At 52.6% G+C, this 26369-nt stretch carries 23 protein-coding genes; 5 read left to right on the forward strand and 18 right to left on the reverse strand.

Going from position 1 to position 26369, the window contains the following annotated elements; all coding sequences use genetic code 11:
• Nucleotides 1–25: 25 nt before the first annotated feature.
• From kdpB to kdpF, 3 genes are read right to left on the reverse strand one after another with little or no spacing between them, the layout of a single operon-like run.
• A complete protein-coding gene (gene kdpB, locus IMW75_RS10160) occupies nucleotides 26–2083 on the reverse strand; it encodes a potassium-transporting ATPase subunit KdpB (RefSeq protein WP_205892527.1) in 2058 nt (685 codons plus the stop codon).
• 10 nt (nucleotides 2084–2093) lie between these two features.
• Nucleotides 2094–3788: a potassium-transporting ATPase subunit KdpA gene (gene kdpA / locus IMW75_RS10165; RefSeq protein ID WP_205892528.1), complete on the reverse strand. Its 1695-nt coding sequence runs from the start codon at nucleotides 3786–3788 to the stop codon at nucleotides 2094–2096.
• Nucleotides 3789–3796: 8 nt separating this feature from the next.
• The gene (gene kdpF / locus IMW75_RS10170) at nucleotides 3797–3886 is read right to left on the reverse strand and encodes a K(+)-transporting ATPase subunit F (RefSeq protein WP_007899818.1); all 90 of its coding nucleotides are present in this window, start codon (nucleotides 3884–3886) and stop codon (nucleotides 3797–3799) included.
• Nucleotides 3887–4291: 405 nt separating this feature from the next.
• On the opposite strand from kdpF, the gene eat reads away from it, so the two are divergent.
• On the forward strand, nucleotides 4292–5656 hold the full coding sequence (gene eat, locus IMW75_RS10175) for an ethanolamine permease (protein WP_205892529.1): 1365 nt from the start codon (nucleotides 4292–4294) through the stop codon (nucleotides 5654–5656).
• 229 nt (nucleotides 5657–5885) lie between these two features.
• Nucleotides 5886–6053, forward strand: coding sequence for a DUF2897 family protein (locus tag IMW75_RS10180; RefSeq protein WP_082069155.1), 168 nt, complete (start codon nucleotides 5886–5888; stop codon nucleotides 6051–6053).
• A 58-nt stretch (nucleotides 6054–6111) separates the two neighbouring features.
• On the opposite strand, the gene IMW75_RS10185 is transcribed toward IMW75_RS10180, so the two are convergent.
• Complete coding sequence (locus tag IMW75_RS10185; protein ID WP_045058924.1) at nucleotides 6112–6963, reverse strand: urea carboxylase-associated family protein; 852 nt, start codon at nucleotides 6961–6963, stop codon at nucleotides 6112–6114.
• Between the two features lie 186 nt (nucleotides 6964–7149).
• Here IMW75_RS10185 and IMW75_RS10190 point away from each other — a divergent pair, with 186 nt between their 5' ends.
• Nucleotides 7150–7707 (forward strand): TetR/AcrR family transcriptional regulator, encoded by a 558-nt coding sequence (locus IMW75_RS10190; RefSeq protein ID WP_045058925.1) that lies wholly within the window; start codon nucleotides 7150–7152, stop codon nucleotides 7705–7707.
• On the opposite strand, the gene fabF is transcribed toward IMW75_RS10190, so the two are convergent.
• From fabF to IMW75_RS10205, 3 genes are all read right to left on the reverse strand, one after another.
• Nucleotides 7704–8978: a beta-ketoacyl-ACP synthase II gene (gene fabF / locus IMW75_RS10195; RefSeq protein WP_205892530.1), complete on the reverse strand. Its 1275-nt coding sequence runs from the start codon at nucleotides 8976–8978 to the stop codon at nucleotides 7704–7706. The genes IMW75_RS10190 and fabF overlap by 4 nt on opposite strands.
• A 22-nt stretch (nucleotides 8979–9000) precedes the next feature.
• Entirely contained in the window at nucleotides 9001–9795 is a 795-nt protein-coding gene (locus IMW75_RS10200; RefSeq protein ID WP_205892531.1) for an SDR family NAD(P)-dependent oxidoreductase, read from the reverse strand.
• Nucleotides 9796–9997: 202 nt separating this feature from the next.
• Complete coding sequence (locus IMW75_RS10205; RefSeq protein WP_205892532.1) at nucleotides 9998–10333, reverse strand: ComEA family DNA-binding protein; 336 nt, start codon at nucleotides 10331–10333, stop codon at nucleotides 9998–10000.
• A gap of 500 nt (nucleotides 10334–10833) precedes the next feature.
• Here IMW75_RS10205 and IMW75_RS10210 point away from each other — a divergent pair, with 500 nt between their 5' ends.
• Both IMW75_RS10210 and rfbC read left to right on the forward strand, forming a co-directional pair.
• Nucleotides 10834–11937, forward strand: a complete 1104-nt coding sequence (locus IMW75_RS10210; protein WP_205892533.1) for an acyltransferase family protein — start codon at nucleotides 10834–10836, stop codon at nucleotides 11935–11937.
• Nucleotides 11938–12249: 312 nt separating this feature from the next.
• Nucleotides 12250–12795, forward strand: a complete 546-nt coding sequence (rfbC, locus tag IMW75_RS10215; protein ID WP_205892534.1) for a dTDP-4-dehydrorhamnose 3,5-epimerase — start codon at nucleotides 12250–12252, stop codon at nucleotides 12793–12795.
• 127 nt (nucleotides 12796–12922) lie between these two features.
• On the opposite strand, the gene IMW75_RS10220 is transcribed toward rfbC, so the two are convergent.
• The 11 genes from IMW75_RS10220 to IMW75_RS10270 form a co-directional block, all read right to left on the reverse strand.
• A complete protein-coding gene (locus IMW75_RS10220; protein WP_045059626.1) occupies nucleotides 12923–14917 on the reverse strand; it encodes a polysaccharide biosynthesis protein in 1995 nt (664 codons plus the stop codon).
• A 99-nt stretch (nucleotides 14918–15016) separates the two neighbouring features.
• Complete coding sequence (locus tag IMW75_RS10225) at nucleotides 15017–16051, reverse strand: MraY family glycosyltransferase (RefSeq protein WP_045059622.1); 1035 nt, start codon at nucleotides 16049–16051, stop codon at nucleotides 15017–15019.
• Nucleotides 16048–17016: a UDP-glucose 4-epimerase family protein gene (locus IMW75_RS10230; protein WP_045059625.1), complete on the reverse strand. Its 969-nt coding sequence runs from the start codon at nucleotides 17014–17016 to the stop codon at nucleotides 16048–16050. The genes IMW75_RS10225 and IMW75_RS10230 overlap by 4 nt, the downstream gene beginning before the upstream one ends.
• Nucleotides 17016–18269: a glycosyltransferase family 4 protein gene (locus IMW75_RS10235; RefSeq protein WP_205892535.1), complete on the reverse strand. Its 1254-nt coding sequence runs from the start codon at nucleotides 18267–18269 to the stop codon at nucleotides 17016–17018. Before IMW75_RS10235 ends, IMW75_RS10230 begins: the two co-directional genes overlap by 1 nt.
• Nucleotides 18270–18283: 14 nt before the next feature.
• Nucleotides 18284–19414: a non-hydrolyzing UDP-N-acetylglucosamine 2-epimerase gene (wecB, locus tag IMW75_RS10240; RefSeq protein ID WP_205892536.1), complete on the reverse strand. Its 1131-nt coding sequence runs from the start codon at nucleotides 19412–19414 to the stop codon at nucleotides 18284–18286.
• Between the two features lie 21 nt (nucleotides 19415–19435).
• The gene (gene wbjC / locus IMW75_RS10245; protein ID WP_205892537.1) at nucleotides 19436–20554 is read right to left on the reverse strand and encodes a UDP-2-acetamido-2,6-beta-L-arabino-hexul-4-ose reductase; all 1119 of its coding nucleotides are present in this window, start codon (nucleotides 20552–20554) and stop codon (nucleotides 19436–19438) included.
• Between the two features lie 3 nt (nucleotides 20555–20557).
• Nucleotides 20558–21592 (reverse strand): polysaccharide biosynthesis protein, encoded by a 1035-nt coding sequence (locus tag IMW75_RS10250; RefSeq protein ID WP_205892538.1) that lies wholly within the window; start codon nucleotides 21590–21592, stop codon nucleotides 20558–20560.
• A gap of 37 nt (nucleotides 21593–21629) precedes the next feature.
• On the reverse strand, nucleotides 21630–22898 hold the full coding sequence (locus IMW75_RS10255; protein WP_205892539.1) for a hypothetical protein: 1269 nt from the start codon (nucleotides 22896–22898) through the stop codon (nucleotides 21630–21632).
• 146 nt (nucleotides 22899–23044) lie between these two features.
• Nucleotides 23045–24262 (reverse strand): putative nucleotide-diphospho-sugar transferase, encoded by a 1218-nt coding sequence (locus tag IMW75_RS10260; RefSeq protein WP_205892540.1) that lies wholly within the window; start codon nucleotides 24260–24262, stop codon nucleotides 23045–23047.
• On the reverse strand, nucleotides 24255–25073 hold the full coding sequence (locus IMW75_RS10265) for a glycosyltransferase (protein ID WP_205892541.1): 819 nt from the start codon (nucleotides 25071–25073) through the stop codon (nucleotides 24255–24257). The genes IMW75_RS10260 and IMW75_RS10265 overlap by 8 nt, the downstream gene beginning before the upstream one ends.
• The gene (locus IMW75_RS10270; RefSeq protein WP_205892542.1) at nucleotides 25058–26359 is read right to left on the reverse strand and encodes a flippase; all 1302 of its coding nucleotides are present in this window, start codon (nucleotides 26357–26359) and stop codon (nucleotides 25058–25060) included. Before IMW75_RS10270 ends, IMW75_RS10265 begins: the two co-directional genes overlap by 16 nt.
• Nucleotides 26360–26369 lie beyond the last annotated feature (10 nt).

Genomic DNA, 26369 nt, shown 5'->3' on the forward strand with positions numbered 1-26369 from the left:
AGCAGGCTGGCTCCCACACAAGCGGTCAAACCAGATGCAACGCCGTCAACAGCATGTCGATCGCCTTGATCCCCACAAACGGCACCACAATCCCGCCCAGCCCATAAATCAACAGGTTGCGCCGCAATAACGCCGCCGCACTGGCTGCCTGCACCCGCACACCGCGCAACGCCAGCGGGATCAGCACCACGATGATCAAGGCGTTGAACACAATCGCCGAGAGAATCGCGCTCTGCGGGCTGCTCAGGTGCATGATGTTGAGCACGCCCAGTTGCGGATAGATCGTGGCGAACAGCGCCGGCAGGATCGCGAAGTATTTGGCCACGTCGTTGGCGATGGAAAAGGTCGTCAGCGCACCACGGGTCACCAGCAATTCCTTGCCGATTTGCACCACGTCCAGCAGCTTGGTCGGGTCGCTGTCGAGGTCGACCATGTTCGCCGCCTCGCGTGCCGCCTGGGTCCCGTCGTTCATTGCCATACCGACATCAGCCTGGGCCAGGGCCGGGGCATCGTTGGCACCGTCGCCGCACATCGCCACCAGCCGACCGTCGTTCTGCTCATGCCGAATGCGCGCCAGTTTTTTCTCTGGCGTGGCTTCGGCCAGCACGTCATCGACCCCCGCTTCTGCCGCAATCGCCGCGGCCGTCAGCGGGTTGTCGCCGGTCACCATCACCGTGCGAATGCCCAACTTGCGCAGTTCGGCAAAACGCTCGCGAATGCCGGGCTTGACCACGTCCTTGAGGTGGATGGCGCCGAGCAGTTTGCCGTCGGCACACACCAGCAGCGGCGTGCCACCGCTTTGGGCGATCTTGTCGATTTCCCGGGACAGCGCCGGTGCCAGGTCGGCGCGTTTCAGGCCGACAAACGCCAGCACCGAATCCACCGCACCCTTGCGGTAAACGCGGCCCTGATAGTCAACGCCGGACAGTCGGGTTTCGGCACTGAACGGCACGCTCGTCAGGGTCTCGGGCGACGGCTCTGGCTGTGGATGCAAGCCACGCAGGTATTCGACGATGGACTTGCCTTCCGCCGTGTCATCGGCCAGGGAGGCGAACAGTGCACCTTCGGCCAATTCCCGGCCGCTCACTCCCGGCGCCGCATACACCGCCGTGCAGCGACGGTTGCCGAACGTGATGGTGCCGGTCTTGTCCAGCAACAGCACGTGTACATCCCCCGCCGCTTCCACGGCGCGACCGGACTTGGCGATGACATTCAAGCGCACCAGGCGGTCCATCCCGGCAATACCGATGGCGGACAACAAACCGCCAATGGTGGTCGGAATCAACGTGACCAATAACGCCACGAGGAACACCAGCGGCAGGCTGCCATTGGCGAAATGCGCGAAGGGTTGCAGGGTCACGACCACCAGCAGGAAGATCAGCGTCAGGCCGATCAGCAGGATGTCGAGGGCGACTTCGTTCGGGGTTTTCTGGCGTTTGGCGCCTTCGACCAGGGCAATCATGCGATCGAGCGTCGACTCCCCGGGGTTGGCCGTGATCCGCACCAGCAACCAGTCCGATACCAGCCGGGTATTGCCGGTCACCGCCGAACGATCTCCCCCAGACTCGCGAATGACCGGCGCCGACTCACCGGTAATCGCCGCCTCGTTGACCGCCGCGTTGCCTTCGATCACCTCGCCGTCACCGGGGATCATTTCCCCTGCTTCGACGCGCACTACGTCATCTTTGCGCAGGCTGGTGGCCGGCACGATTTGAAAGCTGCCATCGGCGGTTTTGCGCCGGGCACTCAGGCCCTCGCTGCCTGCCTTCAAGCTGTCGGCGCGAGCCTTGCCGCGACCCTCGGCCAAGGCTTCGGCGAAGTTGGCAAACAGCACGGTGAACCACAGCCACAGGGCAATTTGCGCGGCGACAAACGTCGGCACTGCCGGATCCGGAATGAAGCACAGCACGGTGGTCAGGATGGCGGTCAGTTCCACCACCAGCATCACCGGCGCACGCTGCAACTGGCGCGGGTCAAGCTTGACGAAGGCTTGCACCAGCGCCGGGCGCCACAGGGCCGAGATCGCGGTTTTCGGTTGTTCCGGCGCCTTGACGGCAGCCGGTTTGGTTGCGGGCATATTCATCATCAGCTCCTTAGAAACCCAGGCTCAAGTGTTCGGCGATAGGCCCCAGTGCCAAGGTCGGCAGGAAGGTCAAGCCACCCACCAGCAAAATGGTCACCGTCAACAAGGTCACGAACAGCGGGCCATGGGTGGGGAAACTGTTCGGGCTGACCGGCGCGGCTTTCTTCAGCGCCAGGCTGCCAGCCAGCGCCAGCACGGGCAGGATGTAGCCGAAGCGACCGATCAACATGCCGAGGCCGAGCATCAGGTTGTGAAACGGCGTGTTGGCGCCGAAGCCGGCGAAGGCTGAGCCGTTGTTGGCGCTGGCCGAGGTGTAGGCGTAGAGCAACTGGCTGAAACCGTGCGGCCCCGGGTTAGTGACCGCCGCCACTGGCCCTGGCAGGCTGGCGGCAATCGCGCCCAGCACCAGTACGCCGACCGGCATCACCAGCAAAGTCACCACCAGCAACTGCACTTCCCGAGCCTGCAGTTTTTTGCCGAGGTATTCCGGCGTGCGGCCGATCATCAGCCCCGCCAGGAACACCGCGATCAACACGTTCAGCAACATGCCGTAGAGACCGGCCCCCACACCGCCGAAGATCACCTCGCCGACCATCATGTTGACCAGCGCGACCATGCCGCTGAGAGGGTTGAGGCTGTCGTGCATGCCGTTAACCGAGCCGTTGGAGGCAGCAGTCGTAGTGACCGACCAGAGCACTGTCGCCGTGGTGCCGAATCTTGCTTCCTTGCCTTCCAGCGGCGCGGTCTGTTCAACAGCCACGTTGTTGAGGCTCGGGTTCGGCTGGTACTCGGCCCACAATGAGGTGGCGCCACCAATGAGGAACAGCGCCAGCATGCAGGCAATGATCGCGCGGCTCTGACGCAGGTCCTTCACGTAATGGCCGAAAGTGAAGACCAGGGCCACCGGGATCAGAATGATCGACGCCACTTCGAACAGATTGCTCCACGCTGTCGGGTTCTCGAACGGATGCGCCGAGTTGACGCCAAAGAAGCCGCCGCCGTTGGTGCCCAACTGCTTGATCGCAATCTGGCTGGCGGCCGGGCCCAATGGAATCACCTGATCGACACCCTGCATCGTCACGGCATTCACGTAGTGAGCGAAGGTCTGCGGCACGCCCTGCCACACCAGGAACAGCGCCAGCAGCAGGCACAGCGGCAGCAAGCCGTAAAGGGTGGCACGGGTCATGTCGACCCAGAAATTGCCCAGGGTCTTGGTGGACTTGCGCCCAATACCACGACACAAGGCCACCAGCACAGCCAGGCCGGTGGCGGCGCTGACAAAGTTCTGCACGGTGAGGCCGACCATCTGGCTCAGGTAACTGAGCGTCGCCTCGCCGCTGTAGGACTGCCAGTTGGTGTTGGTCATGAAGCTGACGGCGGTGTTGAACGCCTGAGTCCACTCCTGGCCCGGCAACTGCTGCGGGTTGAGCGGCAGATAGTCCTGGAACAGCAGAATCGCAAACAACAGCACAAAGCCCGCCAGGTTGAACGCCAGCAGCGCCAGCGCGTACTTCTGCCAGCTCTGCTCGGCCTGCGGATCAACTCCCGCCACCCGATAACAACCGCGCTCCACCGGCCCAAGTACCGGCGTCAGCCAGGTGCGCTGCCCTTCCATCACCTTGTAGTAGAACCGACCCAGAAACGGCGCAGGCACAAGCACCAACGCGAAGAATGCGAGGATCAGCCAATAGTCATAACTGTGCATACCCGCTCCTAGTTCCGGTCCGCGCGCAACAGCGCAACCAACAAATAAATGAACAGCCCCACTGCCAGCAGCAGTGACACTCCGTCCAGAACGCTCATGGAAGTTCTCCGTGTTACGGCGTATTGCCGCGTGTGGAGGTATTGTCGGGAGAGAGGCTGTAAAGGAACGAGATCGAGGGGGGTGGCGGGGGATAAAGAAAACGTAAAGAGTGGGTTTATGCGGGCGTTACAGCTGTGTCTGCACCGGCACCTTCGCCGGCAAGCCCGCTCCCACGGGGGCTCGCGGTGTCAGGACTGACGCAGCCCAACTGTGGGAGCGGGCTTGCCCGCGAAGGCGGCATAACTGCCAGCATCGCCCCTCACTGGCGCACCACCAGCACACATTCAGCAACAAACATCCTTGATGCGACGTTTTTTCGCTCTTTACGACTGCAATCACCACACTGGCACGCCCACTGCACGCGCCCTCCCCCGAGCTTTCCAAACCGTTCAGGGAGCAAACGCATGAATACACAACTCAAACCCACGCTGGGTACGCTGCACCTGTGGGGCATTGCGGTCGGGCTGGTGATTTCCGGAGAATATTTCGGCTGGAGTTACGGCTGGGGCGTCGCCGGGACGCTGGGGTTTCTGGTGACTTCCTTCATGGTCGCCACCATGTACACCTGCTTCATCTTTAGCTTCACTGAGCTAACCACCGCCATTCCCCACGCCGGCGGACCTTTTGCCTACAGCCGCCGGGCCTTCGGCGAAAAAGGCGGATTGATCGCCGGGTTGGCGACGTTGATCGAATTCGTCTTCGCCCCACCGGCCATTGCCCTGGCGATTGGCGCTTACCTGAACGTGCAATTCCCGGCGCTCGATCCCAAGCACGCGGCAGTCGGTGCCTACATCGTGTTCATGGGTCTGAACATTCTCGGGGTGAAACTGGCCGCGACTTTTGAGCTGGTCGTCTGCGTGCTGGCCGTTGCCGAGCTGCTGGTGTTCATGGGGGTGGTCGCACCGGCGTTCAGCTTCAGCAACTTCGCACTCAATGGCTGGGCCGGTTCGGATGTATTCGGCGCCCCGGCCATCGCCGGCATGTTTGCCGCCATCCCGTTCGCCATCTGGTTCTTCCTCGCCATCGAGGGTGCAGCCATGGCCGCCGAAGAAGCCAAGGACCCCAAGCGCACGATTCCCAAGGCCTACATCAGCGGCATCCTGACCCTGGTGTTGCTGGCAATGGGCGTAATGTTCTTTGCCGGTGGCGTTGGCGACTGGCGCACCTTGTCCAACATCAACGATCCTCTGCCCCAAGCCATGAAAACCGTGGTCGGCGAAAACTCCGGCTGGCTGCACATGCTGGTGTGGATTGGCCTGTTCGGCCTGGTGGCGAGTTTCCACGGCATCATCCTTGGGTATTCGCGCCAGTTCTTCGCCTTGGCGCGCGCCGGTTATTTGCCCAAGTCCCTGGCAAAACTGTCACGCTTCCAGACTCCACACCGCGCAATTATTGCCGGTGGTGTGATCGGTATCGCGGCGATCTACAGCGATGGCCTGATCAACCTCGGCGGGATGACGCTCACCGCCGCGATGATCACCATGGCGGTATTCGGGGCAATCGTCATGTACATCATGAGCATGCTCAGCCTGTTTAAACTGCGTAAAACCGAGCCGAACCTGGAGCGCACATTCCGCGCGCCCTGCTACCCGCTGGTGCCAATGATTGCGCTGCTGCTGGCGCTGGTGTGCCTGGTGGCGATGACCTGGTTCAACACCTTGATCGGTCTTATCTTCCTCGGCTTCATGGCGGTGGGGTTCGTGTACTTCATGCTGACGGCACAACTGCGCGCCGATGCGCCGGCCGATACGATGCTGACCGGGTTATAAGCCATCCTCCCGGTAGGAGCTGCCGGAGGTTCGGGCCGCGATCGGACGATCTTTTGATCTTCGGCGTTCGTAATGACGCAAAAGTCAAAAGATCGCAGCCTGCGGCAGCTCCTACGTACCCGCCATAACAGGCCTACAATGGAACCACTGCGAAGAACAATCGCTCAAAGTGGTATGCACGATCGGCCGGCGAAATCCGCCTGCCGGCCTGCCCCTCAAGGAGAGCCCTATGCCCTGGTATGCCTGGTTGATTCTGGTTGTTGCAATCGGCTCGATCGTTGGTGGTCTTATGATGTTGCGTGACACTGCCAACAAGGTCGAACTCACCGACGAGCAACGTAAACGCGTCGCTGAACGCAATGCGGACATGGACGCCAAGGAAGCGAAAGATCGCTGAACACTAAGATCAAAAGATCGCAGCCTTCGGCAGCTCCTACCGGGGATGCGATCTTTTTTTATTTTTCCCAGTCTGCCTTGGCGATGTGCAGGCCGTGCATTCCGTTGTATGCAGCACGCTCGGGCTGGCTCCAACCTTCCAGCAACTCATCTTCCAACCGATAAATCTCCACTCCAAGCGGACGACATACGCTCAACGGATCCTGCGCGTCCGGCCCCCACATCGGCAAAGACAAATCCCCTCCCGGGCAGGTCGACAGCGCACACAGCAAATCAATCTCGGCAAAGAATTCCAGGTAGTCGCCCTTCTGCGCCGGACAGGCTTTCATGAAGTACATGTCGTCATGATTGAGGCCTGTGCATTGGAAAATATTCAACACGTCATGCACGTCAAACTCGGTAAGACCATGAGGTAACACGGCTCGGGTCAGGTTCGAATGGCAATGATGGTGAAAGTCCTCGCCCGTGAGCATTTTGTTCACATAGGGATCGCAACGCGTGCCCAGCAAGTCATGCAAGCGGCCACCGTGCTCGTCGACGCCATAAGCGGCCAGGCTGTCATCGGTGATGGTCACCAATGGCCGCAAAAAGGGCAGGTTCGACCACAGCCGGTCATGGGTACTGACATGCGCGCCTTGCAGTTGCCGGGTGCGGGCCGCCCACAGGCGTTCGCGGGGATCGTTGGCATTCCAGACGTTAAAATCACCCACTTGCGGGCCGACCGGTGTGGTAACTCGAAACACATGCCCAGCAGGGACATGCCACGCGCGCCCGGTGCGGATCGGGACCTCAAATTGCTCGATCAGCGTGCGAGCGTCCTGCGCCTCACGAATTCGGTTGTAAAACACAGTGTCCACCTGCAAAGCCGCGCCTTTGCTGACCTGATAGGCCGCTGGGTAATCTTTGAACATGATCGTCTCCTCGCTCAGGCGGACCGCCAAGGCTCAGCGGTCCCCGATTAATAAAAGTCTGCAGGCGAGCAAACACTATTCATGCCAGGTTGCGCTTTGAAGCATCCGGGTGCTTTTTTAGGAATAGAAGACAGTCACCATCTGAGCTTCCTTGGTTAAGATGATGTATTGCCGTGGAGATTTCAGATGCGTTACTCGCAGGATCACAAAGCCCAAACCCATCAACGCATCATCAAGGAAGCCGCTGCACGCTTCCGACGTGACGGGATTGGCGCGACCGGCCTGCAACCCCTGATGAAAGCATTGGGCCTGACCCACGGCGGTTTCTACTCACACTTTTCCTCCAAGGACGAACTGGTGGAGAAAGCCCTGCAGGCGGCGGGCGAAGAACTCGACGCGCAGTGCGCCATGTTGTTCGCCGAAGATCGTCCCTTGGACGCCTTCATCGACAGTTACCTGTCCGAGTGGCACCAAACCTCGCCCCAACAGGGCTGCCCGCTGCCGACCATGTCATCCGAACTGGGCTTGCGCGGGCAGCCGAGCCCGACAACCGATGCCGTTCTCAACGCAAGGCTTGAACAAGTGCAAGGCACGCTGGAGGGCGAACATGCCGACGACCGCAGCATCGTCATCATGTCGACCCTGGTAGGAGCACTGCTGTTATCACGCAGCGTCGAGAACCCCGGGCTGGCCCAGCGGATCCTCGACGTCACGCGCGAACACTTGAAGCAGTCCCGGGACTAGTCCTGCCAGCGCTTGAACAGCACGCTGGCATTGACCCCGCCGAAGCCGAAGCCGTTGGACAGCGCGTATTCAATCGCCATCGGCCTCGCCTCGCCATGGACAATGTCCACGCCTTCGGTGGCCGGGTCCGGGTCGTCGAAATTCAGCGTGGCCGGCGCCACCTGATCACGAATCGCCAACAACGTAAAAATCGCCTCGATCCCGCCCGCAGCACCCAGTAAATGCCCGGTAGCCGACTTGGTCGCTGTTACCGCGATTTTGTTCTCGGTGCCGAACAACGATTTGATAGCCGCCAGCTCCCCGAGATCGCCGACCGGCGTTGAAGTCGCATGGGCATTCAGGTGTTGCACCTGATCCGGAGTGATACCCGCCTGCGCCAATGCCAAGGCCATTGCCCGGCGCGCCCCGCTGCCATCTTCCGGGCCGGCGGTCAGGTGATAAGCATCCGCGCTGGTACCGTAACCCACCAGTTCCGCCAAGGGCTGAGCACCCCGGGCCAGGGCATGTTCCAGGGATTCGATCACCAGAAGACCGGCGCCCTCGCCCATGACAAACCCGTCACGGCCACTGTCGAACGGCCGCGAAGCGCGCTCGGGGGTCTCGTTATAACCACTGGACAAGGCCCGCGCCGCCGCAAAACCGGCAAGACTGACGCGATCAATCGAGGCTTCCGCCCCGCCACACACTGCAATATCCGCCTCACCACAGCGGATCAGCCGCGCCGCGTCACCAATCGCCTGCACCCCGGCCGCACACGCCGTCACCGGAGCACCCAACGGGCCTTTGAAGCCGTGCCGAATCGACACATGGCCGGCCGCAAGGTTGACCAGGAACGACGGAATGGTAAAAGGCGACAAACGCCGCGGCCCACGACTGTCCGTGGTACGCACCGCATCGGCAATCGCCCCGAAACCACCCACGCCCGAGCCGATGATCGTCGCCGTGCGCTCCTGTGCAGTGGCATCGAGCGCCTGCCAGCCGGCCTGTTCCAGCGCCTGACGCGCCGCTTCCATCGCAAACACGATAAAGCGGTCCATCTTCTTCTGCTCCTTGGGCGGCGTCGCCCGATCCGGGTCAAACCCCGCCTCGGCATCATCAGCCAGCGACGGCACCACACCACCGACCGAGGTCGGCAAATCGGCCACCACAGCGTCCGGCAACGTGCGCAACCCGGACTGACCCGCCAACAGCCGCGCCCAAACCGCGTCGACACCCGTGCCCAAAGGCGACACCAAGCCCATGCCTGTTACAACCACTCGACGATCACTCATACTGCAAACACCTCAAGCCGCCTCACTTGTAACGTGCGGCAGCTTTGCTCTTGGACAAATTCGGCGCCATCACATGACGCGCCGCTACAAAGGCATCCCAATCCGCCGCGTCGGGCAACGAAGGAATGGTGACAAGCTCACCCTGATCGAGACCTGACAGAGCAGCATCAACCATCTCCCCCGCCTCCATCACCATGTCCTCCGGGATCTGCGACGCATCAATGCCGGAGCGCTCCCAGATCTCAGTGCGGGTTACACCCGGCAAAACGGCCTGGACTTTGACGCCTGTACCATCCAGTTCCGCATTCAAGGACTGGGTCAGACTTAACACATATGCCTTGCTGGCGCTGTAAGTCGCGTTGAAGCGCTCAGGGAACAGCGCCACGACCGAGGCGATATTGATAATCGTGCCACGACCCGCCTTGGCAAAACCGGCTGCCGCTGCTGAAGCCAACCGGGTGACGGCGGTTATGTTGAGTTGGATAAGGCGCTCAAGTTGATCCAGGTCGGAATTGGCCAACAGCCCATCCGCCGCGACACCGGCATTGTTTAGCAGGAGGCTGATGCTGGAGTCACTGCGCAGGCGTTGTTCAAGTTTCAGCACTTCGTCTTTTTGCGTCAGGTCTGCCTTCAGCACTTCAACCTGCACACCGTGGCTTGCGCGCAGTTTGGTCGCCGCGGCTTCCAGGCGTTCCTGGTCGCGGGCTACCAGCAGCAAGTCGAAGCCACGGGCGGCGAGGCGCTCGGCGTAGATGGCACCGATGCCGGAAGAGGCGCCGGTGATGAGGGCTGTTCCTTGGGATTGGGGGGAGGTCATCGGTGTACTCCTGTGGGGATTTCAGAGTGGTGGAAGGCCGAGAATGGCGCTCGCTAACTGGCGACCGTTTTATTATATGCATAATCTAAAGATAATATGATAGTCGTAATTTTAAATGAGCCGACGAAAGGAGAGAACAATCACGATGGCCAGAATGCAAAAAGGCCGGTCAATGACCGGCCTTGCAAGCTCGCTGTTTAGCTTAGTTCACGACCAGCCTTTCGCGGTTTTTATCCAGGATCGCCTTACCAATCCCTTTGACTTCGAGCAGTTCGTCCACCGTAGCGAATGGACCGTTCATATCACGATACGCAACAATCTCTTGGGCCTTGGCTTCGCCTATACCCACCAAGTCACGCTGTAGAGTGATTGCATCGGCTGCGTTGAGATCGACCTTGACTGCCTGTGGCTTAGGGGCGATTTCCTGAGTTGCGGTGGTCGCGCCAGTCTCGGCTCTCGGAGCGGGGGCCGCATGGGTGGCGAGGGAGAGGCTGGTGAGGAATGCAAAAACCAGAGAGGATAGATAGCCAGTACGCATAGTTGAAGCTCCATGTCATCGATTTGGGAAAGCAGCTTCTCCGAAGCTGCCTTCCAAATTTAGGCGATGTATGGAGACTGTCAAAAGTGTGTCTGTTGCGGGATGTGAGATAATTGCAAACTCTTAACGACCCCGCATGTAAAGCGCTTAGCTGATCCCGGATGCCGTGCTGCAAATTCCCCCAGCAGCGAGCTCGCCATGATGCGTTCCGACGCATAAGTCGAAAAAATATATCTCTCTAAACAACAATGAAACCTCCCCGCAACACCAAGACAGCGCGTGGATCACTCCAATAATACTGACGATCGGTCGGCGACTTCAATCCGACGCGACAGACTCAGGAGCGCCATCATTGACATTCTTTTGACTTCCATGCGTATGCCGTTCCGTAGCCCGACGCTCCGCTTCTCAATGCATCCATAAGGTGGCATCATTCGCGATGAATTAAGCTAGGAGGTTTTGACAACTCATTCTGAAAAAAATGGAAGGTATTTTAACTGATGAATGATACTGCCAAAAAGTCACGAATAACACCAATTGACGGGCTGCGTGGATTCGCAGTTTTAGTAGTATTTGTTTATCACACGCTTGGTATCCAATTGAGTGGCGACATCGGCGTCGACATATTTTTTACAATGAGCGGTTTTTTAATCTCTTCCCAAATTTTTAATGAGATCAAAAGAACAAATACCATAAATATCGTCAAGTTCTATCTCAATCGCATCGTCCGATTGATCCCTGCATTTCTCGCCGTGTGCGTACTTTACTTGGCGATTTACTACTGCTTTGGAAAATACAGTTATCCAGCAAATGAAACAGCCGACATGACGACCATGCTCAGCATGATTTTCATGGCGAATATTTACTTAGCACAAGATCTGCACCCCATCCCTTTCCTCCAGCATACGTGGACGTTGGCGGTAGAGTGGCAGTTCTATATCGCATGGCCAATTATTTTGCTAACGCTTGCGAAATGTGGAATTAAGACAAAATCGCTACTGGCAGTTTTAATCTGCGCGGCGATCCTCACAATCTGGATTCTGCGGATGGCTGGCGACAGATTCTTGCAGTTCGATGGAATTCTTCTCGGGTCGCTAATCCCACTTATAAAAGATTACAAATTCATTGTTAGGCTTTTCAAAAACCGATTCTCCGGCCTCCTGATTTTTTGCCCGGCTATTCTTGTGATGGTGGCCTTCGTATTCCATTATGCCCAGCCATACACGACACTGCCACCAAAAACAGTAGTATCGGTCATGACGATGATTGCGATTTTGTATTTCACGATTAACTACGACTCAATCTATAACAATATTTTCGATAATATCCCAATGCGGTACTTCGGAAAAATATCGTACGGACTTTATCTGTACCACTATCCTATTGCAGCGCTAATGTATTCGAACGGTTTCGACTCCAAGCAATTGCTTGTGGTCGGCATCATCGTGGCCATACCTATCGCCGACGTTTCCTGGCGCTACCTGGAAGAGCCTCTCCTGAAAGCATGGGCACGTTCCAAATCGATTATGCGCGAACAGGTTATCGTGCCGTCTGACCAGATTACGGACGACCGACATTCTTCACATACGCCTGTAGCGCATTGAGGGATGCTTAGTCGGCGATGATCGCGGTGCAAAATCGAAAACAGACAATCCATAAGCTACTCAGAGTTTGACGGTTCCTGGATCTACCACGCTGGCGGTGCCGGATTACCCAGCACGCCCGCACCACCGGCACCTCAACTAGACAATCAGGGTTCGAAGTGGCGTCACTGGTAGATCCAGCTGAAAATAGGCAATCGCGTATGTCGGTGAGTTCACATATACGATTACCTGACGCAGGCTTTGCTCTAATATGTACATTTTGGTCAGTACGGACCGAAGTCTCTTACTTTTCACTAAATCTGGAGAAAACCAATGAATGTAGTCACCACTGACTTACCCGGTGTTCTGATTATCGAACCCAAGGTGTTTGGTGACGAGCGCGGCTTCTTTTATGAAAGCTTCAACGCCAAGGCTTTCGAAGAAGCGACTGGTCTAAACACTAAATTTGTTCAGGACAATCATTCCCGCTCGCAAAAAGGTGTGCTTCGCGGCTTGCACTATCAGCTTGAGAATACTCAGGGCAAGCTGGTGCGTGTCACAGTGGGAGAGGTTCTTGACGTGGCGGTGGATATTCGGCGTAGCTCACCGCATTTCGGAAAGTGGGTAGCCGTTCGACTATCGGCTGAAAATCACCGTCAGCTTTGGGTTCCGGAAGGCTTCGCACATGGCTTCGTTGTCCTGAGCGACTTCGCCGAGTTTCTTTACAAAACTACTGATTATTACACCCCCTCCGCCGAGCGCTACATTCGTTGGAATGATCCGACTCTGGCAATCGATTGGCAGCTCAATGAAACCCCACAACTGTCGGCTAAGGACCAAGCAGGTAAAACCCTGCAGGAAGCGGATCTGTTTCCCTAAGCAGTGCGGCCCTGACGTTGTGAGACAACAGTTCAAGTCTCAGAAAAAGCAGCTTCCAGGAAGCTGCTTGAAACATCGTACAGTGCCGCGCTTATTGCTAAACGACCTTGCTGCAACTTTTAACAGGTCACGGCTCGAGTCGGCGTTGCTGGTAGATCCAGTCAACAATTTCTCCATCAGGAGCGTATCCGCTGACGGTATCGCGCAGCAACTGTCGGACTCGCGTGTAGTCGTCGTGCTCAACTGCCAAGAGCAATTCTGTCAACTTGGTTTTGAGCACTTCCCACGGTAGATGATCTTCATTGGCACTCATGATCATAGGGTGCCGAGTGGAAACAACGTTGTCACCAATCAATAACTCTTCATAGAGCTTCTCACCCGGGCGCAATCCAGTGAATTCGATGGAGATATCGCCATTAATGTTCTTCTCGGAACGGACACTCAAGCCAGATAGATGAATCATCTTTTCTGCCAGCTCTACAATTCTCACGGGTTCACCCATGTCGAGCACAAAAACGTCGCCACCCTGCCCCATTGACCCCGCCTGAATTACAAGCTGCGCAGCTTCGGGAATGGTCATGAAATAACGGGTGATTTTCGGGTGAGTAACAGTCAGTGGCCCGCCGGACTTGATCTGTTTGTGAAACAACGGAATCACCGAACCTGAAGATCCCAGAACATTACCAAAGCGGACCATGGTAAATCTGGTTTTATTGACCCGCGACACATTACCAGTATCACCAAAAAGTACCGGGGCCACCTCGCGACTGAGCGCTTGCAGCGTCAGTTCCGCGAGACGCTTCGTGCTACCCATCACATTGGTGGGCCGCACAGCTTTGTCCGTAGAGATCAAAACGAAGTTAGCAACCCCGGCCTGAAGAGCAGCCTGAGCGGTATTGAGTGTACCGATCACATTATTAAGAACGCCTTCGGCGATGTTGTGCTCCACCATTGGCACATGTTTGTAGGCCGCGGCATGATAAACCGTATCAACGTGCCAGGTTTTCATTACGTCCAGTAATTTTTCTGGATTGCGTACGGAACCAAGGATTGGTAACAGTCGAACCGGTAGCGATTCCCGTGTAACGCGCTGCTCTAGCTCCGACAAAATGCTATAGAGATTAAACTCACTATGATCAAGAAGTAAAAGCGTTGTTGGCCTTAAAGCCAGAATCTGCCTGCAAAGTTCCGATCCAATTGAACCACCCGCTCCGGTAACCAGAACAGTCTGATTTTTGATGCAATGCTCAAGCAACTCTCCCTGCGCGGGTACGGAGTCACGACCGAGCAAGTCAGCAATATCCACTTCCTGTATGTCATCGACCTTGACCCTGCCACTGGCCAGATCCATGAAGCCCGGTACACTTCGAACGTGCAGTGGAAAGCCTTCGAGGAAGGTCAGGATTTCACGACGACGGCCCCTGTTAGATGACGGGATCGCAAGAAGGACTTCCTGCGCACCTGTAACATCGATCATTCTCTGAATGTGCTTGGGCTTGTACACATGCAGGCCCGAGATGATGCGATCGGCAATGCTGTTATCGTCATCAATGAATGCTACCGGACGCATCGCCCGGCCCATGCGTAGGGCCGCAACAAGCTGATTTCCTGCAGCGCCCGCGCCGTAAATCGCAACTCTTGGAAGACCGTCATCTCTGCTGGCAAAAGGCACGTGCTGCACTGCCGTAAACCAGTCGCCCAGGAAGTACTGGCGCATCGCAAGACGTAATCCGCCAATCATGATAAGACTCAACCACCAGTAGTTGAAGATGATTGAACGAGGCACGATATTCTGATGGTTGCTGTACCAGTAAACGATGACGCCTAGGATCAGCGAAGACAGGCTTACAGCCTTGATGATAGCGATCAGTGCATCGTTGCCAAAATAGCGCATGACCGCCCGATACATCCCAAAGCGGATGAACAAGGGTATCGCCACCACCGGAGCGATGAGGAAGAGCCAGGTGTGCGCGAGAAACGGATTTACCATTTCATCGATACCAAGTCGGACCACAAACGCCAACCAGAGGGCAGCCCAAACCAGGACGACGTCGGCCGAAACCTGTATCAGTCGCTTTTGGCGGCGTGGCAGCCCCAGCAACAGAGCCCGTATCCTCTCCATAAACGCTTCAAACACCTTGTCCCGCTCCTAAACTGGATATGACGCAATCATTGTACCCATTCGGACAACTACAACACTCGTTAAATCAATTCGCATAGCTTAACTGGCAGAGGGAGAAACCGAGCTCTCAAGCGCCCCTGCATGGAATTTCACAGCGATAATGATCAATGGAATGTAGGCCATCACAAGGCCGCAGGCGCCGTCCAGCCCCCAGTAAGTGACGCATAAAGCAATAGGTAGCAACCAGAATAAGTTAATTGCACCCACAGCTATAGTCACTGGCAAATGCCTGCCAAATCGCCGCGATGCAAACTGGTAAGCGTGGCTGCGATGAGCTTCATAGACCTTGTCACCTCGTATCAATCGCCGCAATAGCGTGAACGTAGCGTCGACTATGAATACGCCGAGAAGAATCAACCATGACCAAAACAAAGCGGAAGACTCCCAGGCGGCCTGAATCGACAGCACTCCCAACACAATCCCAAGGAACCCACTACCGGCATCCCCCATGAAAATGCGTGCGGGGGGAAAGTTCCAGTAGAGGAACCCCAAAACCGCCATTGCCAATACCAGCGGTGCCCATATCAGCGCCGGAGTACCGTTGAGCCAATACAGGAAACATGCGCCAAGGCAAACACACAAGGCTTCAATGCTGGCAATCCCATCAATTCCGTCCATGAAATTGTAAAGATTCAAAAGCCAGACCAGGTAGATGGCAGCCAGCACATACCCAAACCAACGAAGCTCCATGCTCATTCCGAAGATGACTATGGGAGGAAACCCTCCCATCCACACCAGTGCCCATATCCCAGCGCCAAAATGGCCCAGTAACCGCCATCTGGCAGCTATGTGACCATGATCATCCATAAATCCTATCACAGCGACCAAAATACCCGCGCCGCCTACAGCAATCAGCGGAGACCATTCAACCAGTCCCACATAACCAAGAACAGGCAGCGATATGAGGAAAGCGATGACGATCGCCACTCCCCCACCACGCGGCGTTGGGATTGAATGCGAACTCCGGGCATTAGGGATATCGATAATGCTGCGACTTAGCGCATAACGACGTAAGGCTGCAGTCAGCGACAAGGCAAGCAAGGCGATAGCAGGTACTAGCCACAAGTAAATCATTGTTGTTGATTGTCCCTAAAATGTAATGCGGTTGCCGCCAATGCCTCATCGACGCTCACTGGTGGCGTCCAGCCCAGAAGATTGCGAGTCTTTGTAATATCTACCTGCAAAGATCCACAGAGACGCTGGGAAAGTGCTTTCTTGCCCAGCATCGCTGCGCCTCCTTCAAGCATCCAACTGGGAACTGGAATAAGTCGCGCTGGCTTGTGAAGTGCCTTGGCCATTCTGGCCAACAATTGGGTCGTAGATAAATCCTCTCCATCGCTCACAAGAAACGTCTGATTGGCGGCAGCTGGATGATCAATGCAGGTCACGACAAGATCGACCAGGTTATCCAGCGCGACGAGGCTACGGCTATTATGTATGGCGCCAAAAGGTAAGGGAATGCCCTTATCCAACCAGTGCATCATACTTAAAAAGTTTGCTTTGACGCCTGGTCCGTAGACGAGAACAGGGCGGACAATGACCACCTCTATTCCGGTTTCCGTCGACAGTTGGCGCAGGCCCTGCTCTGCCTCCATTTTCGAAATGCCATAAGGATCGGCAGGAGCAGGAGAATCGTCGCCGGTGTAGAAACCACCTGGTTTCGTACCTTCGCCATTGACCTTGATTGAACTGATAAAGATAAATCGTCGAACACCAGCGGCAGCCGCCTGACGAGCGAAATTCAACGTACCAGCGACATTCACTTTACGAAACGCAGCCAATGGATCCGATTCGACATCATTCATGACGTGAACTCGCGCCGCGGAGTGAATAATCACATCAAATTTTGTGAGATCTCCTGTCCACGCAGTGTCGCCATCAAACGAGCCAATTCGCAGTGTAGGTACGTCCTGTACGTTGAGCTGAGATTCTTGTCGGACAACGGCAGAAACACTATGCGTCTTTTCGTTGAGTAAACGTTTAAGAATAGCGCCGCCTACGAAACCAGTCGCCCCGGTCAATAAGATTGAGTGCCGCATCATTGGCTGGCCTTTCTTAAAGTTGCATTTCTAAAAAGATCTTCCAGTTGAGTTAAAAGTCGATTCTTCGAATAGTTATCCAAGTAATACTGACGCCCGGATTCACCCATTGCCCTTAATTGACTCGCGTCTGATTGCGCAAGAGCCAACGTTATTTCCGCCAAACCGTTCGAATCGCCGGAAGAGCATGTCAGACCGGCGCCCGACTCCCCAATCACTCGTGCCGCCTCACCATTGATCATGCCTAGCAACGGCCTGCCTGAGGCAAGATAAGCCTGCACCTTTCCGGGAATAGTCTTTTCGAATACGTCATTGGTTTTGAGCGAGACGAGCAAAGCATCCGCACACGCGAATAGAGCTGGCATTTCCTCAAGAGGATGTCGACCTAGCAGCAAAACATTTCCAAGCCCTCTGGAATGGACCTGTTGACTTAGCCACTCACTCATACGCCCATCGCCGACAATTACCCAACGCACAAAAACCTTGTTAACTAAGCTTTCGGCTGCGTCTAGCACAGCAGGCAGATCTTGCGCTTCACCCAGATTGCCCGCGAACACAACAGTGAATACTGTTTCATCACGTGAAAGCAAGGAGGTAGTTCGATTGTCCACTGCGGAAAAATCGTCTTCGGCCCAACTCGGAAAATAGACCAGACGCTCGGAAGCAATATTTCTTGTGCAGTATCTCTGCACATTTTCAAAAAAACCATGGGACTGCAGTAGCAAATAATCAGTACGGTTATAAATCCATGAAACCATTTTACCAACCATTGCCAGCAATGCAGGCTTTTTCATAACGCCGACAGCTCTGAGCGTCTCAGGCCAAAGATCCAGGACCCAAACGAACACCGGCGCTTTTTTCAGTCGGCCAATTACTATCGCGGGTATGGCTGCCATGATAGGTGATACCGCATACACGAAAATTGCATCGAACTCTTTACCCCGCAATTTGTACGCCCCGACAACTGAAGCGCTGGTGAAGAAACTGAGATAATTCAGTGCCAAATTGATACTGCGTTTACCCCGCGGCAACATTGGCACCCTGACAATTTCGGCACCATGGTAATCCCCGAAACGCTCAGGCGCCGCCTGGAACTCAGCAAATACGGTCCCTTCAGGATAATTAGGCAGCCCCGTGAGCACGGAGACCGAATGTCCTTTGTCGGTAAAATCGCGAACCAAGTCGTTTATACGCATATTTTCTGGCCAAAAATATTGCGTTACTACCAGGATTCTCAGTTTCTTCTCAGGCATGATCACAACTCGAATTAGTAACGTTTCCAGACGATGCGATTCACATAGTCAGTATAACTATGTACGATCCTGGCTACCTTTTCGGACACATTGGGCATGCTGTAGTCTTCAACTAAGCGCAACGTTCGCTCCACCCCAGAGGCTTGTGAATCCAATACCATCAACCCTTGCAACACCCGTTCAACTTCGAGCCCGACCATCATCACTGCAGCTTCTTCCATGCCTTCTGGACGCTCGTGGGCCTCACGGATATTCAATGCCGGAAAATTAAGTATCGAAGACTCTTCGCTGATTGTACCGCTATCAGAAAGTACCGCCTTGGATTCCAACTGCAGTTTGTTGTAATCTTTGAAGCCCAATGGCTTAAGCAATTTTACGTTGTCGTGGAATACAATACCCATCGCATCAACACGCTTTTGAGTGCGTGGATGAGTCGAAACAATGACCGGATAACCAAATGTCAACGCCACGGTATTCAGAACATCGACCAGCTTCAGAAGATTCTTATCAGAATCGATATTTTCTTCACGGTGCGCGCTAACTACAAAAAACTTACCGGATACGAGCCCCAAACGTGCCAACACGTCAGAAGACTCTATGCCATCGCGATAATAATTAAGAACTTCAAACATTGGACTACCGGTCTTAATCACCATATCAGGAGACAGACCTTCTTTTAGCAAGTAATCGCGAGCGATAGTGCTATAAGTAAGATTGATATCAGCCGTATGATCTACGATTCGCCGATTGATTTCTTCAGGCACCCGCATATCGAAACAACGATTACCGGCTTCCATATGAAAAGTTGGAATTTTACGTCGTTTGGCAGGGATGACAGCCATGCAACTATTGGTATCACCTAAAACCAGCAACGCCTCTGGCTGAACAGCGGCAAGCACTTGATCCACAGCAATGATCACATTCCCGATGGTTTCAGCACCGCTGCTGCCTGCTGCATTTAGAAAATGATCGGGTTTGCGGATCCCAAGGTCTTGAAAAAAAATCTCATTCAATTCGTAATCGTAGTTCTGGCCTGTGTGCACCAGAACGTGATCACAATACTTATCCAGCGCTGAGATAACGCGCGACAAGCGAATGATTTCTGGACGGGTGCCGACAACAGTAACAATCTTCAACTTCTTCATTTTGATAAATTCCTAATTCGATCAGGCTTCGGTGCCCACTGGCATCGTGTAGGTGTCCGGAAACTCACGATCAAAGATCTCGTTAGCCCACAGCATCACGATCATTTCGGTTTCGCCAACGTTGGTAATGTCATGACTCCAGCCAGGTACGGTTTCTACAATTTCTGGCGTTTCGCCGTCAGTGTATAATTCGTAGAACTCGCCCGAAGCTATATGACGAAATCGGAAGCAAGCCTTACCAGAGATAACAAGAAATTTTTCGGTTTTTGTGTGATGGTAATGGCCGCCGCGGGTTATACCCGGATGCGCAGTAAAGTATGAGAACTGACCAGAATCCTTGGTTTTGAGCATCTCGACGAATACTCCGCGAGCGTCTCCATGCTTAGGAACTTGGTAAGTAAAAGATTCAGGTGGTAGATAGCTGAGGTACGTCGAATATAAAGCGCGGACCAGACCGGTACCAACGCGCTCAGTTATCATCGACTCCCTGCTATTTTTGAAAGCGTAGATTTGTGATGAAAGATCACCCACAGTTATACTGTAATTAGGCTCAACTTGCAAAAATGGACCAGCGAATTCCGCCCCATCCATCACAGAAATGAACTTTTTAACGACATCATCGATATAGACAAGGGAAATTGTCGCGTCAGCATTATTGATAACAACTGGCAAGTCATGCGCAACATTATGACAAAACGTTGCTACAGCAGAATTATAATTAGGCCGAGCCCATTTACCAAATACATTCGGCAACCTGAACAGATGCACTTGATTGCCAGAAGTGGCCGACAGATTGAGCAACGCTTCTTCAGCCTTACGCTTACTGTCGCCGTAAGCGTTGCCAAACTCAGCTTGGATTGATGAAGTATATAGAACAGAGACCTTACGCCCACTGGACTGTATTGCTGAGCATAGCGCCTGAGTCAGATCGGCGTTGCCGACCTTGAATTCTTCAACATGCTCGGGGCGATTGACACCGGCCAAATGGAAAATGAAATCCACTTCAGATACGAGCGAGTCCAGACTGGCTACATTGTCTTCTCGGCAAAATCGGAGCACCTCAACGTCTTTGCGCTCCTGTAAGTGAGCGATAAGGTTTTTGCCTACAAATCCATTCGCACCGGTAATCAAGACTCTCATTCTTTATTCCTCAGGCACTGCATGTTCGCCGCGCTGGATGGCACGCATGAAATCGAGTTTCAACAACAGTTTCTTCATACCTTCGACGTCCAAACGCACGGTGTTGTGCGAATTATAATCTTCCATCGTGGAAATCTTTTCTTCGCCTTGCTCTACGAATTTGCTGTAGTTCAAATCACGCAAATCAGGTGGCACTCTAAAATATTCACCCATGTCTTCCGCACAGGCCATTTCTTCGCGGCTTAATAGAGCTTCGTACAGTTTTTCACCATGCCTGGTACCTATTATCTGAATAGGATGCTCGGGCTGTCCCAACATTGAAGTCAACGCAAGCGCAAGAGTCTCTACTGTAGCAGCTGGCGCCTTCTGGACGAATAGGTCCCCGTTATTACCATGTTCAAACGCATATAATACAAGATCCACCGCATCGGCTAACGTCATCATAAAGCGTGTCATATTTGGATCGGTAATGGACAACGCTTGGCTTGCTCGGATCTGGTCAATAAACAACGGAATAACCGAACCGCGCGAGGCCATCACATTTCCATAACGCGTGCCGCATATGACAGTCTTGGTTTCATCGACATTTCGAGATTTCGCGACCATGACTTTTTCCATCATCGCTTTCGAAATACCCATTGCGTTAATTGGATATACCGCCTTATCGGTGCTTAAGCACACTACACGCTTTACTTCGTTCTGAATCGAAGCTTCGAGCACATTATCAGTGCCGATCACGTTGGTTTTAACTGCTTCCATCGGGTGGAACTCGCAGGAAGGCACTTGTTTCAGTGCTGCGGCATGGAAAATATAGTCCACCCCACGAGTCGCATTTAAAACACTTTGGTAATCACGAACATCACCTATATAAAATTTCAGTTTCGGACTGGCATAGCGCTTGCGCATATCATCTTGCTTTTTCTCATCCCGACTAAAGATCCGAATTTCATTGATATCTGTAGAAAGAAATCTTTTCAGAACGGCATTCCCAAAGGAACCCGTACCTCCAGTGATAAGCAGCGTTTTATTTTCGAACATCACCAAGCCCTTATAAAGTCAATATTTGCCGGCATAATCATAGCCCATCAGAGGCAAGCGTTCCATTATCACTCTCACCTGGCAATGAATCCAGCGTGGTTACAGACGGCGCAAATGCAATGGCCGCAGTCGCGAAACCAATCAAAAGCATCCCATTTGAGGAAAATATGTATGGATTGATCGCTGATATCGCAGAATATAGAAATATCGAAGGGGCAATCCATGGATACCCAGACTTCGCTACCTTTCCACTGAGCGACAGAAATGCAAGCAGAAAAACCAGCATCGCGGTACCGGACAAACCAAATACTCGAAGGAGCTCCACGTACGTTAGCTCTGTCTTACTAGCCCCCTCTGGCAACATGTTCTGAAGAACTGGTGACCACACATGCGCGTTGAATCCCTGACCGAACAATACCACCTGAGGACTGGCGAAAATTTCGCCATAACTTCCCAGATATCCTATCTTCGTCGCATTACTCTGTTCCCCGGCTCCAAACATCTCATTTACGATAGGTACATCGATGAACAATAAAGCGGTAAAAGCCAAGATGATCGACAATAATATCAATGCGATGGCACCTCGTCCAAACCGGTGCCACATCCATACAAAAATAGGAGCGCACAGAGATAAAATTATACTCGCACGGGTACCTGACAGAAATAATGCAAATACAGGAAGCATTAGAAACACAGCAGCTTTAAGAGACGGCCTGTCCAACATCTTCCATGTTTCATGACAAAGTAGAAAAATCAGCATTGGCGATGCTATAAAATATATATAGTAGAACGCTACACCTGCGTATTCTCTCTCACCAACGTAAGCCACACCATTAGCAACAAAAAAGTAGACAAAGTCAGTGAACGTATCTGTAGCAATAAATAGGAAGCTAACTAGAATTACAGCACTTAAAAGCCGCAGCGATACCACGAGTGCGCGATATGCCCACCATAGATAACCGGGCGCCAGATACAACAGTGAACAAACCATATAAACAGCAGCTGAAATATAAGATGTATCTATGAATACCCCAGATACGCCCCCTCGCAAGACCGCCATTAACAAGCCATAAGCAGGGAGGTAAAGAACAAATAAAACAAATGCAAAAATATAAAATGCATCTAAGCGCATTCTCGCGCTTTCTAGGACAACTGTTAATCCGAGAACAACATAGACAAGGGCTATCGCCGCAAACTTGATGTGATAAATTTGGCCTATCGGATCAAACAGACAGGCAATCCACAGCAAATAAATTGATAAAATGCCCAGCTTTGGTGCCTTGGAAATTTCAGCTTGAATATTCAATGTCAGATCCGCGCGATTCAGATATAAAAAACTGTAGGACTGAGCTTAAAGAGGGGGCTTCCCCCCTCAGGCGCGTTCAGCCTTACTTAACAGTCTTAAAAGCCGGCGCTACTTAACCAACCCTCACTACTGAAAGCCACCTGCAGTTACAGTTTCCACATATCCCGATTCAGCCTAAAGCTCGAAAGATATACGAGCAGGCGAGAAAAATTCATGAATCGGTTTGGCCCCAAAGCGTAAAGTGCCATTTTCATTAGCTTGTTAACTATCACAAACTTGCTTCTGTTACTTTCAATATCACCAAAACCAGTCGGCTGGTACCCCGACTTGTCGCTGATCAAATAGTTCTTCTTTGCAAATGCTGCTACAGGTCCATTCGAATCAAACGGATCATGACCACGAGGCAGGTCATTCAAAACACTCGCATATGCACGTCGCAAAGTTGGCGATACATAATCGCCATTAGACATATAGTCAAAACCATATCTGGTTTTTGAAATCGGAATTTTCAAACGCTGCAATGACTTATTGTAGCGATGAGCCAGTTCAGAATAGTCAGTTCGCCCAGTCTCTCTGTCGGCAAATTCGCGCTTGCTCAACAAGTCTGGATTTTTTTCGTCAAAGGAGCTGAAGTGGAAAAAAATCAGACTGTATTGGTTATTAATCAAGTACCCGCCCTGCGGATTTACGGAAACTACACGCTCATGCGCATTCCAGAAGGCCACATTAAAACCAAGATCAAAGGAGATATGAAGCTTCGGAAAAAAACACGGAGCAATACTCACCCACTTTTGATCAGTTGATAATCCAAATTGAGTTTCAAAATAACAAAGATCAAGACAGCGCTCGTTCCACCAATTCAGGAATCTGACACTCTCTGACGAACTATTAACTGCAAAAAAACCCAAGTTAAACGAGCCAAAACGCATCATGCCCACATCACCTTCTGGATGAGGAGTTACATAATGTGGCGTAAGAATTACTTCTTCTTTATCAAGAAGATTCAGAATAGGATCAAGCGAGTTAAACAAGCACGTATCAGGATCCAAAAATATTACTTTCTGCGCAGACTCCAGTAGCCTTAGCGCTAACCAGGGCTTCAAGCTTGTACTAAACTCGGTAATATCATATTTAAATGCATAATGACTGAAGTTTTCTAAACCAAGATCCTCAACCCATTCAAAATCTGCCAAATCATGCGGCAGATCGCCTTCAATTTTCTTATCAAATATAAAGATTTTCAGCTTCGTGTGATTGAAAGCCGCGAGTGACTCAGCCAACACCAAAGCTTTCGGCAAATAAGCCAAATTACAGACGGTGAAAACTTTGTAACTTGCATTTTCTACGCTGTCTGAATTAGACATTTTTATTACGCCTCCAGAAATTGGCAACCCGCACATAAACTTGAGTAACGAGATAAATAGAAAACAACCGAACGAAGACCTTCAAAAATTTCCACTCACCATTCAGCAGCGAGTAAGTAATCAACCTGACGCTGGAAACAGAAGTATCTACGATACGCTTGAAAGAATAAGGCCTGAACTGATAGTCTTTTCCTAGGAATGAGTAAATACTATCTTCTTGCTCCGTAACATGATCAAAACCTGGCGTGTAAGAGCACTCCCCGATCTTCATATTGTTCTTGGAGGAATCAAGGCAAAACTTATAATCAACACCATCAACGAAATAGCTATGGTCATGCCATCCCAATTTTTTAAGGTTCTTTAAAAAATAAAGGCTTCCGCTATTGATGGCCAAAAGGACATCTCTCAGTCCACCGTGATTCGTAGCACCTTCGCCGACATTTTTGGCGTTGAATAAGAAGGCGCTGTATTCCGAAACAAGATGTTTTTTATCTGAATAAAATTGCTCGACGAAATCCAAAGTTTCTTTGCTAAATCCCGTATCCTGATCGAAAAACATCAAAGCTTGGAAATTATCTGCCTCCGCTTGAGCACAAACTGTAGAAATGCCATACCCCAAACCGACATTATTGCCACATGTAAAATACTCGATACCTTCTTGATTTTTAGCTAACTGCTTTACAGAATCATTAGAAGGTGAATTGTCGAATATATATACGCTGTGGCCTGCTGCCACGGCCATCTTCAGCCGACCCAGCAGATTTTCACCAGCGTTGTATACAACTATCCCTATGGCTACTTCGCGGCCCATATGGCCCCCTTCTTGTTCCCTGAAAACACAATGCGCGCTAGCACAAACATTAAAGACATATCAATGAATGCCCTCATCACCCAGACCACAACCGCTCCGATCAGGCCGAAATTATGCACAAAGATAAATAGGCAGGGGAAATATATAAAAAATTCTGCCAAATGCACGAGCGCGGTGCCCTTCACATTTCCTGCCGCTTGCGCGGCGGCATGAGGAACTTGTGCGATCGAGTTGAACAGAATCCCGACAGCCAATATCGATGCGAGACGCCAGGAGTGCTCGGCAAAATCCTGCCCCAGCCACAGCGTCATTCCCCACAGTGACCCTACGGAAGCAACAGAACATATAACCAACATCACAACTGCGATGAGCAATGCGGATTTTTTGAAAAGCCTTTCCGCAGCCGCGATATCTACCGCAATCAGCGCCGACAACTTGGGAAACAGCGCAGCAGTTAACGCCGCTGGAAGTATTAAAAACCTGATCAAGACTTCAAATGGCACAGTGTAATAAGCCACCAAACTGGCGCCCACAACAGATGAAATAACAAATCTGTCCGCAGTTACCATTAACGGGCTGATGAGATTCGATAAAGTCATCCAAGAACCGAACGTCAGCAACCCCCTCACCTCTTCAGGATGGGATTTTGGTTTGATCCAATAGAATTTTGTTTTCTGACGAACCAAATAGGCGTGCGCCAAGAAAACGATAAATCTAGACAAGACCAGACTCGCTACCATCCATTCTAACATTGGCCCCCAAATCAGGACTGTAATAGCCGGCATGCCAAAATTTGCCAACCCAAGCAACACTCTCAAAAGATTGACGTTGCCAAACTCTTCATAGGCTTCCAGCACCCCCCTCAGACCGGACGTCAGTGTAGTCAAAGGTATGCCCACAGAGGCTATCAAGAGAGAGATGACAACATCATGCTGTAACTCAGGGCTGACACTCAACCATCGCATCCCCAATGGAAATGCTGTACACGCAAGGAGTACCCCGCCAAAAACTCCGGCCGCCAAAACCATGACAAGACCGAGATTTATAATTCTTGAAACTTCTTCCTTCGTCCCACCCGCGAGTTTTTTGGCAACGGTTTGAGTTAACGCACGACCGAGACCGAAATCAAACAAGCTAAAATAGCCTATCAAAACCCAGACAAGAGTTAAAATTCCGAATATCTCAACACCCGCCCTGTTCAGCAAGAAGGGTATAGTCATAGCCCCCAACAAAAATGGGGCTCCGCTGCCTAGCAAGTTCCACAATGTATTTTTTCTAAGAGACATTCTAATAGCT

It is taken from the genome of Pseudomonas gregormendelii, assembly GCF_017114825.1.
Classification (GTDB): Bacteria; Pseudomonadota; Gammaproteobacteria; order Pseudomonadales; family Pseudomonadaceae; genus Aquipseudomonas; species Aquipseudomonas gregormendelii.